This is a genomic window from Flavobacterium sp. CF136 (genome assembly GCF_000282055.1).
Classification (GTDB): Bacteria; Bacteroidota; Bacteroidia; order Flavobacteriales; family Flavobacteriaceae; genus Flavobacterium.
Genome location: NZ_AKJZ01000074.1, coordinates 1 through 16,985 on the forward strand (window position 1 = coordinate 1; position 16,985 = coordinate 16,985).

Genomic DNA, 16,985 nt, shown 5'->3' on the forward strand with positions numbered 1-16,985 from the left:
CTTTACAGAAATGACAAACTGTATGGATGTTTGTGTGTCTATACTTTGCGGGACTTCGACTTCGCTCAGTCTGACAAACAATAAGAGAATTTTTAATTCTAAATTTTTAATTTTTAATTCTTTTCCAGTTACAATATCCTAACTCCATCAGGATTGATTTTCGAAACGTGAATTTCATACGGTAAATTCATTTTTTCGTAAACATCACTCATGGCTTTGGCGATTTGGTCTGCGGTATCTTTTCCTCGGCTTAAAGCAAAAATCGACGGGCCTGAACCTGAAATTCCGGAACCTAAAGCACCGTTTTCCAGAGCCGTTTGTTTGATTAAATCGAACCCCGGAATCAAAACGCTTCTTAACGGTTCTACGATTTCGTCATGAAGCGATCTTCCGATCAAATCGTAATCTTTGGTGTATAATCCTGCGATTAATCCGCCTACATTTCCCCATTGCATAATGGCGCTTTTCAGGGAAACGGTTTGTTTCAATACCGAACGCGCATCAGATGTTTTCAATTCAATTTGTGGATGAACTACCGTAGCGAACAATTCCTCAGGACTGTCAATTCTGATAATATCAAGTGGGCTATAACTTCTTACCAATGTAAAACCACCCAAAAGGGCAGGAGCAACGTTATCGGCATGAGCGTTTCCGCTGGCTAATTTTTCGCCCTGCATCGCAAACTGTACCAAATCTTTACGGGAATACGGTCTTCCTAATAATTCATTGATTCCGAAAACCGCTCCGGCAGAACTGGCAGCACTGCTTCCGATTCCGCTTCCGGCTTTGATGTTTTTATAAATTTCGATTTCAAAACCACAATCAACATCCAAAGTTTCCAGCATTGCTAAAGCCGCAACTCCCGAAACGTTTTTCTCGGTTTCCAAAGGCAAATCGGCACCTACAATTTTAGTAATACGAACTCCTTTTTCAGCTGTTTTTCGAACAATCATTTCATCGCCCGCAGTGTCTAAGCAAAGTCCAAGAACGTCAAATCCGCACGAAAGGTTCGCAATAGTTGCCGGGCAAAATAGTTTTATTTCTTCCATTATTTGTTGTTTCAGGTTTCAGGTCTCAAGTTTCAAGTTGTTGGAACGTGAAACTTGAAACTTGAAACAAAAAAATTATATATTCCCAATTCTAATTACATCCGCAAAAATTCCTGAAGCGGTAACGGCTGCACCGGCTCCCGCACCTTTGATCAATAAAGGCTGATCTACGTAACGATCGGTGTAGAACAATACGATATTATCTTTTCCTTCCAGATTGTAAAAAGGATGATCTTTTGGAATGAATTGTAAACCAACGCTGGCTTTTCCGTTTTCGAATTGTGCTACGTATTTCAATCTTGAATCCTTGCTCAGTGCTTCTTCATAAATCTTTTCAAAATGAGCAGCATGTTTAATTAACGATGCAAAAAAGTCTTCGTTATTGGTTGTAGCTAAACATTCGGCAGGCAAAAACGATTCGTTGGCGATGGCGTCAATATCCATTTCGTAACCGCTTTCACGAATTAAGATTAAGATTTTACGTGCAACGTCAATTCCGCTTAAGTCAATTTTCGGATCCGGTTCTGTGAAACCCTGAACTCCGGCTTCTTTCACCACATCGTGAAAAGAATTATTCTTGTCAAAATTATTGAAAATGAAGTTTAAACTTCCCGATAAAACGGCTTGAATTTTATGTACTTTATCACCAGAAGCGATTAAGTTTTTTACAGTATCGATAATTGGTAATCCGGCGCCCACATTTGTTTCAAACAAAAACGGAGCATTATATTGGCGGGATAAGCTTTTTAATTTTTTATAATTATCGTAAGCAGATGAACACGCAATTTTGTTACAAGTTACAACGGCAATACTTTGTTTCAGGAATTGTTCGTAAGTTTCAGAAACACTTGCATTTGCTGTAATATCCACAAAAATACTGTTACGTAAATTCATTTCTTTGGCACGTTCGATAAAAGCTTCCTTGTTAGCTGTTTCTCCTTTATCCAAATCGGTTTGCCAGTCTTTTAGAGAAATTCCGTCTTCATCAAAAAGCATTTTTCTTGAATTTGACAAAGCAATTACACGAACATTGATCTTTAGATTTTCTTTTAGGAATTTCTTTTGGTTGTGAATCTGCTCGATGAATTTTTCACCCACATTTCCAACACCCATTACAAATAAATTCAACTGTTTGGTGTTTTCTTCAAAGAAGTTTTCGTGAAGTGTATTTAATGCTTTCTTAACATCTCTTTCGTTGATTACTGCAGAGATATTTCTTTCGGAAGCTCCTTGTGCAATCGCACGGATGTTCACGTTGTTTTTTCCTAAAGTACTGAACATTCTACCGCTCAGACCCTGGTGATTTTTCATGTTTTCACCCACCAAAGCAATAATGCAAAGGTCTTTTTCTACAATACAAGGATCAATTTTGTTTTGTAAAATCTCAACTTCAAAAGCTTTATTAATCGCAGCTTCGGCATTATCAGCATCAGAATTCAGGATTCCGATACAAATCGAATGTTCAGAAGATGCCTGAGTGATAAAAATAACATTGATTTTTTCGTGTGACAGTACTTCAAACAAACGTTTTGAAGAACCTGAAACTCCAATCATTCCCGGGCCTTCAAGAGTTAATAACGAAATATGATCAATATGACTGATTCCTTTTACAGGCGTAGTTTGTGCTGAAACCTGATCAGAAATTAAAGTTCCTTCTGCTTCCGGTTCAAAAGTATTTTTGATAAGAATCGGAATATTTTTTCTTAAAACTGGCTGAATAGTTGGCGGATACAAAACTTTTGCCCCAAAATGCGACAATTCCATCGCTTCCTGATACGAAATGTTTGCAATTGGGTGAGCCTGTTTCACAATTTTTGGGTTGGCAGTAAACATTCCGTTTACGTCAGTCCAGATTTCCAATTGGTCAGCTTCAAGTGCTCCGGCAATAATAGCTGCAGTATAATCAGAACCGCCACGGCCTAATGTTGTAGTGATTCCATCAAGGGTTAATGCGATGAATCCCGGTAAAATATTGATTTTCGATTGATTTTCGGCGAAATATTCCTGAATCAATTGATTTGAAATTTCAAAATTTACAACCGCTTTTCCAAAGTTATTATTGGTTTTAATTAATTCACGGCTGTCTTTGTAACTTGAATCCTTATCGATTTGCTTGTATGCCTGAGCAATAATATAAGACGAAAGCAATTCACCAAAACTTAAAATAGTATCTTCTGTTCTTGGTGATAATTCGCCCAGTAAAAAGCATCCGTCCAATAATGTTTCTAAATGATTGATGATTCTTTTTATGTGACTCAATAAACTGCTTTGTTCGCTAACCGGAATTAATTCTTTTAGTGTGTCTAGGTGCTTTTTTTCAATTTCTGCTACAATTTCACGGAAACTTTCGTCATTTTCAGCTGCTTTTGCTGCAGCCAGTTGCAGTAAGTCTGTTACTTTGCTTAAAGCTGAAACAACAACGACTAATTTATTTCCTTTAGAATTTTGGCTTATAATTTCGAGAACGAGTTTTATATTTTGTGCATTGGCAACCGAAGTTCCGCCAAATTTTAATACTTTCATTTTGATGTTTTTTTTCTTTTATGCAAATATTTTTATGTATCCAAAGACTTTCTTCTTTTGGGAAAAAAGTATAGATAATCAGGATTATATGTAAAAATGATACCCCTAAGGGGTAGTAGTTGTTGTAGTAGAAATTGTTGTAGCAGCAGTTGCAACTCTTGTTTGAGCTGTCATTGCAGATTGATATTTGTTGCTGTTACTTTTCATTTTTGATTTTCCAAAAGTACTGTTTTTTATAAAAAGTTAAAAACTATAATTTTCTTTTTACGAATATTTTAATAATTTATGACTTGAGAATTTAATATTGAGCATTTGTTAAAATTAAATTCAATAAACTGTCTTATTCGTATTACGAAGACGTTTTTTAGGAATACCCAGCTAATCCATAAAAGTCTTTATAATGTATCGAATCAGTAAAAGACAGTAATTTTAAAGCTATACATGGGTGAATTGTGCTTTTTATTACAGTTTTAAGCAGGTATTATTTGGAATAATGATGTGCTGTTCTTGTCTGATTAGGATTGTCAAATAAATAACAGAGTTGAATTAAAAAGGTTAAAGTTTTTATTATTATGAACAAATGTTGCTTTTTAATATTGATTTGTTGAATTTTGACGTTTTAAATTACAAATAACATGAGTGAAATCCATTATATAAGTACTGAAACCTTAACTTTAGAAGCTTTACAGGAAATAATTGTCAATCAGAAAAAGCTTGAATTATCTGATGAAGCTAAAATTAATGTTCAGAAATGCCGCGATTATCTGGATAAAAAAATGGCTTCACATTCAGAACCTATTTATGGGATCAATACAGGTTTTGGGTCACTTTGTAATGTGAAGATTTCGAATGAAAATTTATCTAAACTTCAGGAAAACCTTGTAAAATCACATGCTTGTGGTACCGGGGAAGAAGTTCCTGCTGAAATTGTAAAATTGATGCTGTTTCTTAAAATTCAATCTTTAAGCTACGGTCATTCAGGAATCCAATTACAAACACTGAATCGTTTGGTAGATTTTTATAACAATGATGTTTTACCAATTATCTTTACGCAGGGCTCACTTGGTGCTTCAGGTGATTTAGCGCCTTTAGCACATTTATCCTTGCCTTTATTAGGAGAAGGAGAAGTTCTTTTTGAAGGTAAAAAAGTGGCTTCAGGCGAAGTTTTAAAACATTTTAACTGGGAACCGATTGTTTTACAATCCAAGGAAGGTCTGGCATTGTTAAACGGAACTCAGTTTATGGGGGCTTATGGTGTACATATTTTAATGAAAGCCTATAAATATTCATATCTGGCAGATTTAATCGGAACTATTTCATTAGAAGGTTTTGATGGTAGAATAGAACCTTTTAATGAGTTGATACATTTTATTCGTCCACACAAAGGACAAATTATTACAGCACAGCGTATCAATGAATTTTTGGAAGGAAGTGAAATTATTGAACAGGAGAAAAAACATGTTCAGGATCCGTATTCTTTCCGTTGTATGCCTCAGGTTCACGGTGCTTCAAAAGATGCTATTGATTATGTTAGAAAAGTATTCAAAACAGAAATTAATTCGGTAACAGATAATCCAAATATATTTATTGAATCCGATCAGATTATTTCAGGCGGAAATTTTCATGGACAGCCTTTGGCATTAGCTTTGGATTTTATGGCAATTGCCTTGGCTGAATTAGGCAGTATTTCTGAAAGAAGAACCTATCAGTTAATTTCAGGATTGCGTAATCTTCCGGCTTTTTTAGTTGATAATCCGGGATTAAATTCCGGTTTTATGATTCCGCAATATACGGCGGCGAGTATTGCAAGCCAGAACAAACAATTGGCAACTCCGGCAAGTGTAGATAGTATTGTATCAAGTAACGGACAGGAAGATCATGTTAGTATGGGAGCAAATGGGGCTACAAAAGCCTTACGTGTTATGGATAATCTGGAACGTATTCTGGCAATCGAATTATTAAATGCTTCGCAGGCTATCGCTTACAGAGAACCTTTGAAATCAAGCGAATTCATCGAAATGTTTCTGAGCAGCTACAGAGAAGTAGTTCCTTTGGTAAAAGAGGACAGGATTTTACATTATGATATCGAAAAGACAGTTTTGTTCCTGAATAGTTTCCAAATTGAAAATGATTTGTTAACAATGGCTTAACATTGCAAAACAATAATGAAGTAATTTTGCACTATCAAAAACATAAAAATGTCAATAAACAGTATTTTCCAATTTTTAGTGCCGAAAGACAAAAAATTCTTTCCACTTTTTGAAGAGGCTTCAAGTAATTTAATTGAATTAGCTTCTAACTTACACGAAGCCGTAAATCTTCCATTGAAAGAAAGAGAAGTTCTTTTTCAGAAAATTGATGAATTAGAGCAAAAAGGAGAAGACATTACACGTCAGACCAATCTGGAGTTGAGCAGAAACTTTATTACTCCGTTTGACAGGGAAGATATTCATACCTTGATTACTTCTATTGATAACGTAGCGGATTATTTACACGGTGCTGCAAGCAGAATGAGATTGTATCAGGTTGATAAGATTACGAAATCAATCAGAAAAATGACAGAAATCAATCTTGAGGCTTGTCAAAACATTGATAGTGCTGTAAAAGAACTAAGAAATTTAAAGAATTTTAAAGTCATTAAAGATGCTTGTGCCAGAATTAATAAACTGGAAAACAAATCTGATAACGTTTATAACAAAGCAGTTTTTGAAATTTTTGAAAACGAAACAGACGCTAAAAATATTATTAAATACAAAGAAGTGTTATCTGTTTTAGAATCTGCAACAGATAAATGTAAGAGTGTTGCCAATATACTGGAATCTATTTCTGTAAAACATTCTTAAATTCAATTTATTTCATTCTGAAGTTATAATTTATGACGCTACTTATAATTATTATAGTATTAGCTTTAATTTTTGATTACATCAATGGTTTTCATGATGCGGCAAATGCTATTGCTACAGTTGTTGCGACAAAGGTATTAACGCCTTTTCAGGCCGTACTTTGGGCAGCATTTTTTAACTTTCTGGCATATTGGGTTTTCGGATTTGGTGTTGCAGATACTGTTGCAAAAACGGCGCACACCATGGAGATTAATCTGGTTGTGATTCTCGCCGGAGTTATTGCAGCAATTTGTTGGAATTTATTGACCTGGTGGCTTGGAATTCCTTCAAGCTCTTCACATACCCTGATTGGTGGTTTTGCAGGAGCAGCAGTTGCTCACGCTATAGCTGTACACGGTTTTTCAGGTTATATAGGCGAAGATGGTGCTACTCATTATTGGTACGAAATCGTAAGCTGGTATAAAGCCGGAAAAGACGGAGGAATGCCTTCAGGAGTTATTATCATTATTGCTTTTATTGTTTTAGCGCCATTATTGGGAGCATTAGTTTCTTATTTAATTTCGATTTGGTTATTAAATGCTTCTCGAAAAATTATCGGCCCTAAAATATTCACAGTTGTTTTAATGATTGCAACGATTTGGGTTGTTAGCAATCTGATGGTGCCTTATGCTGATATTGAAAAGCCTCGTTTTGATTCTCATTTTTGGAGTGTGGCTTTTGATTCGCACAATATAAAATGGTTTTTAGTTGCTTTTATTATCTTAACAGTTAGTACTTTTTGCTTAATATTCAGTAGTCTGAACCTTCATCAGGCTGATGCAGCTTTGAAAAAAATGCAACTACTGTCTTCTGCGGCGTTTAGTTTGGGTCATGGAGGAAATGATTCACAAAAAGTAATGGGTATTATTGCTGCTGCTGTTGCGGTTTATATCAATACAAATCCGGGTGTTCATATGGATTCCTGGTTAGATGTTGTATTGCCAAATGATGATTTAGGTATAAAAGGTGTAATGCCTGGATGGATTCCGTTAGCATGTTATTCTGCCATTGCAGCTGGAACTTTGAGTGGAGGATGGAAAATTGTAAAAACAATGGGTTCTAAAATCACAAAAGTAACTTCGTTTGAAGGTGTTGCTGCTGAAACTGCAGGAGCTTTGACACTTTATTTTACAGAGCATTTAAAAATTCCGGTAAGTACAACACATACCATTACAGGATCTATTATCGGGGTTGGATTAACAAAACGTGTCTCTGCTGTTCGCTGGGGTGTAACCGTAAGTTTGATTTGGGCATGGGTATTAACGATTCCTATTTCAGCTATTTTAGCAGGTGTGGTTTACTTTTTATTGAGTGTTTTTATCTAAAAAATAAAATTGGTAAAATGTGGTGAGATGTAAGTTTCACGCTTTAAAACATACAAAGGATAATTTCGAAAGAAGTTATCCTTTTTTGTTTTGATGTTGTTCTGTTATGTAGATTGTTTATGAAATAAATATATTTGTGATATGATTAAAAATAGCTAAAGGAGATACTATTATGAGTACCCAAATACAGAGAATAAAAGATAAGCTTATCAAGGCAAAATATACTGATGTAAAATTAAAAGTTTTTGGTGCAGAAAGTCATAAATATATTTTAGGGAAACCTTTATATGATGAAGACATTTTAAAATTTGAAAAAGAATATGATTTAAAATTACCGGAATCTTATAAAGCATTTTTACTTCATATTGGTAATGGAGGAATCTCATATTCAGATTCAGGATCCGGACCATTTTATGGTATTTATCCACTTGGAAAAAATGTAGATGAATTAGTTGAAAATACAAAATATTTAAAAAGAGATTGTGTTTTATATCCTGACATGACAGATGAATATTGGAAAGACTTAACAAAAAAAGTTGATGAAAAAGATATTTCTGATGAGGATTATGAAAACGAATTAGGAAAAATCTATTCAGGGATTTTACCACTCGGTTCACAAGGCTGTACTTATATTCATGCACTTGTTTTAAACGGAGAGCATAAAGGAAGGGTTGTTAATATTGATCTTGACCAGCAAAAGCCAAAATTCACCTTTGAATTAAATTTTTTGGATTGGTATGAAAGATGGCTTGATGAAGTAATTTCCGGTGATTTGATAAAAGACACGCCCAGCTGGTTTGGTTATAAAATGGGTGGTTCAGAAGAAAAGATACTAAAACTCTATTTTTCAACTTCAGATAATAAAATAAAAATTGATTGTTTAGAAGGTCTTTTAAATAAACAAAAACTTAGAAGTGAAACGATGCAAATAATTGAAGAGCAATATAAAATAACTTCAATCGATCAAAAGAAGGCTGCATTGCAAATACTGACTAAATTCGATTATGAAAAAGCACAATCATATTTAATTGAGTTCTCAGAAGAAAGCTTGTTAAATGTTTTTCAATTTATATTTTGGTATGCAAAAGATAAAAGCAGGGATTGGCTTTCAATTATTGAATCAAATATCGAAAAAATAAATAATGAAGAAACTTTTAGATTTTGTAGTTATTTGCTAAAAGAGATGAATATAGATTATGGACATTTGATTGTTCCTTTTACCTCTCATGACAATGATAATATTAGAGTCAGTGCTTATTATTCACTTAGTCAATTAAAAAATAAAGAGGAATATCTTGAAACTTTTATTATAGGTTTAAATGATAGGGCAAATAGAGTTATTCATACTGTATTACAAGCTTTAGAAGGAATAAAGGATAAAAGACTTTTAAGGCATTATAAAAATATAGCTGTACGTTTTCCTAAAGAGCAAGATTATATTTTAGTAAATTTAAATCACAGACTTAAATCATTGGGTTTAACAACAACCACAATTAAAAACATAGATATTGAGACTTATGAAATTACAAAAGCTAAGAATAAGTGGTATCAGTTTTGGAAATAAGGTAAATTCAGATTTATAAAATGACCAAAATTAATATTTTAGAAATATAAAATTTACTTTCGAAAGTTTTTATGATTGTGTTTTCGCTTATAATGCGTTTGTTTTAATTTTTTTTGATCTTCTGAAATTACACTGATTGTACCGTCAATTTCTAACATACAAAGCTTTACATCGGTAAAATGTTCTAAGCCATGTTCCCGCATGGCTTCTTTTAGTTCATCGTGCGAAATGTCTAGTTTGCTTAAAGATTTAAAATCCAATTTTCCGTTGTGAATCAGGATTTCAGGTTTGTCTAATAGTAAGTCATTGAGTAATTTATATTTGTGGGTGAGTTTCTTTATTATAAAGTTAATCACAAATAAAACCAAAGCAGCGACCAAACCACCCCAAAGGCTGGTATCCGGGCCAACCATTGCATTCTGAACTGAATTGCTAATCAACAAAATCAGAATGATATCTGCTGTATTAAGCTGTGAAAGTTCTTTTTTGCCGAAAATTCTCAATGCAATCGTCATAAAAAAATAAACGGCAACACTTCTAAAAGCTATATCTAAATAGGGGATTAGTATCATTTTTTATTATTTGAATTAAAAAAACTTTGTCAAAGATTTAAGCCTTTGACAAAGTTGCTAAAATAATTATGTGATATTAAGTTTAAATGAATTTTGAAATGAAAATTTAGAGCTTAAAATTTTTCTCAATTGCTTTAATCATTTCACCGGCAACATCTTTGTTTGTAGCACCTTCGATTCCCTCAAGACCTGGTGATGAATTTACTTCTAGTAATAAAGGTCCTTTTGAGGAACGGATAATATCTACACCTGCTACTTTTAAATCCATTGCTTTTGCAGCTTTTATAGCGATTTTTTTCTCTTCAGAAGTTACTTTTATGACAGAAGCCGTTCCTCCAAGATGGATGTTAGCCCTAAATTCACCGGGCATAGCTTCACGCTGAATCGCTGCAACCACTTTTCCGTCAATAACAAAACAACGAATGTCTTTTCCGTTTGCTTCTTTAATGAATTCCTGAACCAAAATATTGGCATTTAGACTTTTAAAAGCATTGATAACGCTTTCTGCTGCTTTTTTTGTTTCGGCCAAAACGACTCCTTTTCCCTGTGTTCCCTCCAATAATTTTACGATTAACGGAGAACCGCCAACCATTTTAATCAAATTATCTGTATCCAAAGGAGAATTGGCAAAACCGGTTGTTGGAATATCAATTCCGCTATTTAATAGCAATTGTAACGAATATAATTTATCGCGGGATTGTGTTATGGCTGTAGCCGAATTTAAAACGAAAACCTTCAAAGCCTCAAATTGACGTGTTAAAGCGCAACCGTAAAAAGTGATGCTTGGTCGGATTCTTGGAATAATAGCGTCAAACTGATTTAATATTTTTCCGCCACGGTAATGAATTTCAGGAGTTTTTGCATCCAACTTCATATAACATTCTTTGATATTCAAAAAATGCATTTCGTGGCCACGCATTTCGCCCGCTTCCATTATTCTTTTATTGCTGTATAATTCAGGATTACTGGCTAAAAGACCAATTCTCAAACCTGAAGTTGCTTTTTCAGAGTTTTGGTATAATTCCTTAAGTGTTTCAGCTGTTGGCTGTCCTAACATATATTTTTCCTCCGGATCCACCAATACACGTCCGCTCATGGCTTCACGGCCCAAAAGCATTCGGAAACCCATAGAATCCCGATTTGTAAGGGTCATTTCAATTGGCCATTTTACATCACCAATTTTTAGACTGGTTTGAATAACGTAACGATGTTCCCTGAAACCGCTTGAACTTTTTACAATTCTTTTGTCAACCAACGGAGCTTCACAATGAATGATGGTTTTAATATTATTTTGAATTGGATTAATATCAAATTTCACCCAATTAGCATCATTTTTTATAAAAGGAGCAATGTTTATAGCATGCATTGCCGAAGTTTTTGCGCCAGAATCCACACGAGCCTTAATTGTTGGAATTCCTAATTCCGGAAATGCACACCATTCTTCGCTACCTAAAATGACTTTGTTTTGAAGCATACGTTATTATTTATTTTATAGAATTTAATAGCCAAAAGTAGCTATTTGCTTTTACTAAAGATAGTAATTTATCTAAAAAAAATACCCGTTATGTTATGAAAACGTAACGGGTAAATTAAATTTGTTATAAAATTTAAACTCATTTACAGATTAGTCGGTTCTTCGGCTTTGTGTATTTCTACAGAAAGTTCCTGAGAATCATCTTTTAAATCCATTAAGATTTCATCACCTGAATGTATTTTTGAAGTGATAATTTCTTCGGCTAACAAATCTTCAACATATTTCTGAATTGCTCTTTTTAGAGGTCTTGCACCAAATTGTCTGTCAAAACCTTTTTCAGCAATAAAGGCTTTTGCTTTATCAGTAAGACTTAAAGTATATCCTAATTCAGCGATACGAGAATATAGTTTTTTAAGCTCAATTTCTATAATCAAGTCAATATCAGCTTTTTCTAATGCATTAAATACAATCACATCATCAATTCTGTTTAAGAACTCAGGAGCGAAAGTTTTTTTCAATGCATTTTCGATAATACTTTTCGAATTGTCATCGGCCTGAGCTACTTTTGCAGCAGTTCCAAATCCTACACCTTGTCCAAAATCTTTTAATTGACGTGCTCCAACATTAGAAGTCATAATAATGATAGTGTTTTTAAAGTCGATTTTGCGACCTAAACTATCTGTTAAATAACCATCATCTAAAACCTGAAGCATCATATTGAATACATCCGGATGTGCTTTTTCAATTTCATCCAAAAGTACCACACAATACGGTTTTCTGCGAACTTTTTCAGTCAATTGGCCACCTTCTTCGTAACCAACATATCCCGGAGGCGCTCCAACTAAACGTGAAATAGCAAATTTTTCCATGTATTCACTCATGTCAATGCGTACTAATGCATCTTCGGAATCAAATAATTCTTTTGCTAAAACTTTTGCTAATTGCGTTTTACCAACTCCGGTCTGACCTAAGAAAATAAACGAACCAATTGGTTTGTTAGGATCTTTAAGTCCTGCCCTGTTACGTTGAATTGAACGTGCAATTTTTAAAACTGCTTCGTTTTGACCAATTACTTTATTCTGAATTAATTCAGGTAATTTGGCTAATTTATTGCTTTCAGTTTGTGCAATTCTGTTAACAGGAATTCCAGTCATCATCGAAACAACATCGGCTACATTATCTTCTGTAACTTCAATTCTGTTGTTTTTAGAATCTTCCTCCCATTGTTCCTGAGCTATAGCCAGGTCTTTTTCTATGCGTTTCTCATCATCACGAAGTTTGGCAGCTTCTTCATATTTTTGTTTTTTGACTACCATATTTTTGTTTTCGCGAACTTCTTCTAATTGACGTTCCAAATCAAGAATTTGTTTAGGAACATCAATGTTGGTAATGTGTACGCGAGAACCTGCTTCGTCAAGGGCATCAATAGCTTTGTCCGGTAAAAAACGCTCAGACATGTATCTGTTTGTTAATTTAACACAAGCTTCAATTGCTTCCTGAGTATAAGTAACGTTGTGGTGATCTTCGTATTTGTCTTTGATATTATTCAAAATTGCAATTGTTTCCTCAACAGAAGTCGGTTCTACAATTACTTTTTGAAAACGTCTTTCCAAAGCACCATCTTTTTCAATATATTGTCTGTATTCATCAAGAGTTGTTGCACCAATACATTGAATTTCACCTCTTGCTAAAGCAGGCTTAAACATATTTGAAGCATCTAGTGAGCCTGTTGCACCACCAGCACCAACAATGGTATGAATTTCATCAATAAAAAGAATGATATCATCGTTTTTTTCAAGCTCATTCATAACGGCTTTCATTCTTTCTTCAAACTGACCGCGGTATTTTGTTCCGGCTACCAAACTGGCAAGATCAAGTGTAACGACACGTTTGTTAAAAAGGATACGGGATACTTTTTTCTGGATAATACGTAATGCCAATCCTTCTGCTATTGCAGATTTACCAACTCCCGGTTCTCCTATAAGAAGCGGGTTGTTCTTTTTTCTACGGCTCAGGATTTGTGAGACACGTTCAATTTCTTTTTCACGTCCTACAACAGGGTCTAGTTTTCCTTCTTCGGCCATTTCTGTTAAATCTCTCCCAAAATTATCTAAAACCGGAGTTTTGGATTTTTTGTTTGACTTATTGGCGGGATTGTTAAAACTACTTTCTTTAAGACTGTCATCTTGTCCTGAATCATCATTATATGATTCGTTTTTTGGCAAGTTTTCTAAGAATTCTTCTTCGTTTGGAGTCATATTTAAATATTGTTCTTTAGCTATATCATAATCTATTTTCAGCTTATTCAATAACTTGGTTGTTGGATCATTTTCATTTCGTAAGATGCATAAAAGCAAATGTGCTGTGCTAATCGAGGAACTCTGAAATACTTTAGCTTCAAGAAAGGTTGTCTTCAGAGCCCTTTCCGCTTGACGGGTAAGATGAAGATTTTTCTTTTCCGCATTAACTTCCACGCTTTGATTAGCGGGACTCAGTATTTCTACTTTCCTGCGTAAATGGTCTAAATCGACGGCCAGGCTGTTTAATATATGAATGGCTTTTCCGTTTCCATCCCTTAAAATGCCCAGCATTAGATGTTCAGTACCAATAAAGTCGTGGCCAAGACGGAGAGCTTCCTCTTTACTGTATGTAATAACATCTTTTACTCTTGGTGAAAAATTATCATCCATAATATATAATTAGGTATTGTAAATTTAGTGAATTAGTGTTTGAAAAACAAAAACCATACCTTTCAGAAACACCTGTCAGCTAATAGACAAAAAAAAAGGTAATAAAACAGTTAAAAAAGGCTTAATTTATTAACCAAAACCAAAAAAAAAGTTGTTAATAAATCATTGAAATTAGTGTAAGAAATTAGGTTTTAAAATTTCAAAAATCCGTATATTGGCACGTTTTGAAACTAATATAATTATTTAATATAACAACTTATGTCTGAAGGAGAAAAGTTAATTCCTATTAACATTGAAGATGAAATGAAATCAGCTTACATCGATTATTCGATGTCTGTAATTGTATCGAGAGCACTTCCTGATGTTAGAGATGGCTTGAAACCAGTGCATCGAAGAGTGCTATACGGAATGTATGATTTAGGAGTTTTTTCGAATAAAGCCCATAAAAAATCCGCCAGAATTGTCGGTGAAGTTTTAGGTAAGTATCACCCGCACGGAGATACATCAGTTTATGATGCCATGGTACGTATGGCACAAGAGTGGAGCATGCGTTATCTTTTAGTAGACGGGCAGGGTAACTTTGGTTCCGTAGATGGTGACAGCCCTGCAGCAATGCGTTATACTGAGGCGAGAATGAAAAAGATTTCGGAAGAAATCATGGCAGATATAGAAAAAGAAACAGTTGATTTTCAACTTAACTTTGACGATACATTATACGAGCCAAAAGTAATGCCAACAAGAGTTCCTACCTTATTAATTAACGGAGCTACAGGTATCGCAGTAGGTATGGCTACAAATATGCCTCCGCATAACCTGACAGAGGTTATTAATGGAACCCTGGCATATCTCGATAACAACGATATTGAAATAGATGAATTAATAACACATATCAAAGCCCCGGATTTTCCAACAGGAGGTATAATATATGGTTATGAAGGAGTTCGTGAAGCATTTAAAACCGGTAGAGGGCGTATTGTAATGCGTGCAAAAGTTGGTTTTGAAGAAGTAGACGGAAGAGAATCTATCATCGTTACCGAAATTCCATATCAGGTCAATAAAGCTGATATGATTAAGCGTACGGCTGATTTAGTTAACGAGAAAAAGATTGACGGAATTGCTAACATTCGAGATGAATCAGATCGAAATGGTATGCGTATCGTTTATATCCTGAAACGTGATGCTACTCCAAATGTAGTTTTGAATACCTTATATAAGTTCACACAATTACAATCTTCTTTTAGTGTAAATAATATTGCATTAGTAAAAGGCCGCCCACAAATGCTGAATCTGAAAGATATGATTCATTATTTTATTGAGCACCGTCATGATGTTGTGGTTCGAAGAACTCAGTTTGAATTACGAAAAGCAGAAGAAAGAGCCCATATTTTAGAAGGATTAATTATTGCATCAGACAATATTGATGAAGTAATTGCTTTAATCAGAGGTTCAAAAAATACTGAAGAAGCCCGTGAAAAGTTAATTGAAAGATTCAAATTATCAGATATTCAGGCGCGTGCCATTGTAGAAATGCGTTTACGTCAGTTAACAGGTCTGGAACAAGACAAGTTAAGAGCTGAGTACGAAGAATTGATGAAATTAATCGATCATTTGAAAGCCTTATTGGCTGACGTAGATTTAAGAACTGCTTTAATTAAAGAAGAACTTGAAGAAATTCGTGAGAAATATGGTGATGCCCGTCGTTCTCAAATCGAATATTCCGGTGGTGATGTAAGTATCGAAGATTTAATTGCTGATGAAAATGTAGTCATTACAATTTCTCACGCAGGGTATATCAAACGTACAAACCTTACTGAGTACAAAACTCAAAACAGAGGAGGAGTAGGACAAAAAAGTGCAGGAACAAGAGACCAGGATTTCCTTGAACATATGTTTGTTGCTACCAATCATCAATATATGATGTTTTTTACCCAAAAAGGAAAATGTTTCTGGATGCGTGTTTACGAAATTCCTGAAGGAAGTAAAACGGCAAAAGGAAGAGCAATTCAGAACTTAGTAAACATTGAAAGTGATGATAAAGTTAAAGCTTTTATTTGTACACAGGATTTAAAAGATAAAGATTACATCAATAGTCATAATCTTGTTATGGTAACGAAAAAAGGACAGGTTAAGAAAACTTCTTTAGAGAAATATTCTAAACCAAGAGTAAATGGAGTTGCTGCAATTACTATTAAAGAAGGTGATGAATTATTAGAAGCAAAATTGACTAATGGCGAAAGTCAGATTATCTTAGCTGTTAAATCTGGTAAATTAGTTCGTTTTGAAGAAACTAAAACACGTCCGATGGGAAGAACAGCCTCGGGAGTTCGTGGAATTACTTTAAAAGACGATACTGATGAAGTTATTGGTATGGTGACCGTTAATGATATGAACAGTGAGATTCTTGTTGTTGCAGAAAACGGATATGGTAAACGTTCCAGTCTTGACGAATACAGAATCACAAACCGTGGAGGTAAAGGGGTTAAAACCCTTAATATTACTGAGAAAACTGGTAAACTTATTTCTATTAATGCTGTAACTGATGCTGATGATTTAATGATTATCAATAAATCCGGATTAACAATCAGAATGGCTGTTGAAGATTTAAGAGTTATGGGCCGTGCTACACAAGGAGTGAAACTAATCAATATTAAAGGAAAAGATTCTATTGCAGCTGTAACGAAAGTAATGAAAGATGATCCTGCAGAAGTTGTTGTTGACGAAGATGGTAATGTTATCGAGACAGAAACAATCGAGAGAGTTAAACCAGTTTTAGAAGTTCTTGAAGATGATGGTGCCTCAGATGACGATGAGGATGATGATTCTGACGAAGAAGAATTAGACGAAGAGGATGATTCTGAAGAAGAAGAATCTGAGGAATAAATTTAGAATAAATTAAAATTAAATAT

10 protein-coding genes are annotated in these 16,985 nt (G+C 34.3%); 5 read left to right on the top strand and 5 right to left on the bottom strand.

Annotated features, from left to right (window positions below; translation table 11 throughout):
* Positions 1-128: 128 nt before the first annotated feature.
* On the bottom strand, positions 129-1,049 hold the full coding sequence (locus tag PMI10_RS18420; protein WP_007810727.1) for a homoserine kinase: 921 nt from the start codon (positions 1,047-1,049) through the stop codon (positions 129-131).
* A 75-nt stretch (positions 1,050-1,124) separates the two neighbouring features.
* Positions 1,125-3,572: a bifunctional aspartate kinase/homoserine dehydrogenase I gene (gene thrA, locus PMI10_RS18425; protein ID WP_007810728.1), complete on the bottom strand. Its 2,448-nt coding sequence runs from the start codon at positions 3,570-3,572 to the stop codon at positions 1,125-1,127.
* Positions 3,573-4,207: 635 nt separating this feature from the next.
* Between thrA and hutH the strand changes: the two genes are divergently transcribed.
* The 4 genes from hutH (at position 4,208) to PMI10_RS18445 (ending at position 9,343) form a co-directional block, all read left to right on the top strand.
* Complete coding sequence (hutH, locus tag PMI10_RS18430; RefSeq protein ID WP_007810730.1) at positions 4,208-5,722, top strand: histidine ammonia-lyase; 1,515 nt, start codon at positions 4,208-4,210, stop codon at positions 5,720-5,722.
* Positions 5,723-5,770: 48 nt separating this feature from the next.
* The gene (locus tag PMI10_RS18435; RefSeq protein WP_007810732.1) at positions 5,771-6,415 is read left to right on the top strand and encodes a DUF47 domain-containing protein; all 645 of its coding nucleotides are present in this window, start codon (positions 5,771-5,773) and stop codon (positions 6,413-6,415) included.
* A 32-nt stretch (positions 6,416-6,447) separates the two neighbouring features.
* Positions 6,448-7,779, top strand: a complete 1,332-nt coding sequence (locus PMI10_RS18440) for an inorganic phosphate transporter (RefSeq protein WP_007810734.1) — start codon at positions 6,448-6,450, stop codon at positions 7,777-7,779.
* 172 nt (positions 7,780-7,951) lie between these two features.
* Positions 7,952-9,343, top strand: coding sequence for an SMI1/KNR4 family protein (locus PMI10_RS18445; protein ID WP_007810735.1), 1,392 nt, complete (start codon positions 7,952-7,954; stop codon positions 9,341-9,343).
* A 53-nt stretch (positions 9,344-9,396) separates the two neighbouring features.
* Here PMI10_RS18445 and PMI10_RS18450 read toward each other — a convergent pair whose 3' ends face one another.
* The 3 genes from PMI10_RS18450 to PMI10_RS18460 form a co-directional block, all read right to left on the bottom strand.
* Positions 9,397-9,915: a DUF421 domain-containing protein gene (locus PMI10_RS18450; protein ID WP_007810736.1), complete on the bottom strand. Its 519-nt coding sequence runs from the start codon at positions 9,913-9,915 to the stop codon at positions 9,397-9,399.
* Positions 9,916-10,021: 106 nt separating this feature from the next.
* Positions 10,022-11,389: a 30S ribosomal protein S6--L-glutamate ligase gene (gene rimK, locus PMI10_RS18455; protein ID WP_007810737.1), complete on the bottom strand. Its 1,368-nt coding sequence runs from the start codon at positions 11,387-11,389 to the stop codon at positions 10,022-10,024.
* Positions 11,390-11,532: 143 nt separating this feature from the next.
* Positions 11,533-14,079 (bottom strand): ATP-dependent Clp protease ATP-binding subunit, encoded by a 2,547-nt coding sequence (locus PMI10_RS18460; RefSeq protein WP_007810738.1) that lies wholly within the window; start codon positions 14,077-14,079, stop codon positions 11,533-11,535.
* Between the two features lie 258 nt (positions 14,080-14,337).
* On the opposite strand from PMI10_RS18460, the gene gyrA reads away from it, so the two are divergent.
* Positions 14,338-16,959 carry a DNA gyrase subunit A gene (gene gyrA / locus PMI10_RS18465; protein WP_007810739.1) on the top strand — a complete coding sequence of 874 codons (2,622 nt, stop codon included), beginning with the start codon at positions 14,338-14,340 and terminating at the stop codon, positions 16,957-16,959.
* Positions 16,960-16,985: the final 26 nt, after the last annotated feature.

Excerpts from the sequence above, each read along its gene's own strand:
- gyrA (WP_007810739.1), top strand. The coding sequence starts at position 14,338 with ATGTCTGAAGGAGAAAAGTTAATTCCTATTAACATTGAAGATGAAATG.
- hutH (WP_007810730.1), top strand. The coding sequence starts at position 4,208 with ATGAGTGAAATCCATTATATAAGTACTGAAACCTTAACTTTAGAAGCT.
- rimK (WP_007810737.1), bottom strand. The coding sequence starts at position 11,389 with ATGCTTCAAAACAAAGTCATTTTAGGTAGCGAAGAATGGTGTGCATTT.
- PMI10_RS18460 (WP_007810738.1), bottom strand. The coding sequence starts at position 14,079 with ATGGATGATAATTTTTCACCAAGAGTAAAAGATGTTATTACATACAGT.
- PMI10_RS18420 (WP_007810727.1), bottom strand. The coding sequence starts at position 1,049 with ATGGAAGAAATAAAACTATTTTGCCCGGCAACTATTGCGAACCTTTCG.
- thrA (WP_007810728.1), bottom strand. The coding sequence starts at position 3,572 with ATGAAAGTATTAAAATTTGGCGGAACTTCGGTTGCCAATGCACAAAAT.
- PMI10_RS18440 (WP_007810734.1), top strand. The coding sequence starts at position 6,448 with ATGACGCTACTTATAATTATTATAGTATTAGCTTTAATTTTTGATTAC.
- PMI10_RS18445 (WP_007810735.1), top strand. The coding sequence starts at position 7,952 with ATGAGTACCCAAATACAGAGAATAAAAGATAAGCTTATCAAGGCAAAA.
- PMI10_RS18450 (WP_007810736.1), bottom strand. The coding sequence starts at position 9,915 with ATGATACTAATCCCCTATTTAGATATAGCTTTTAGAAGTGTTGCCGTT.
- PMI10_RS18435 (WP_007810732.1), top strand. The coding sequence starts at position 5,771 with ATGTCAATAAACAGTATTTTCCAATTTTTAGTGCCGAAAGACAAAAAA.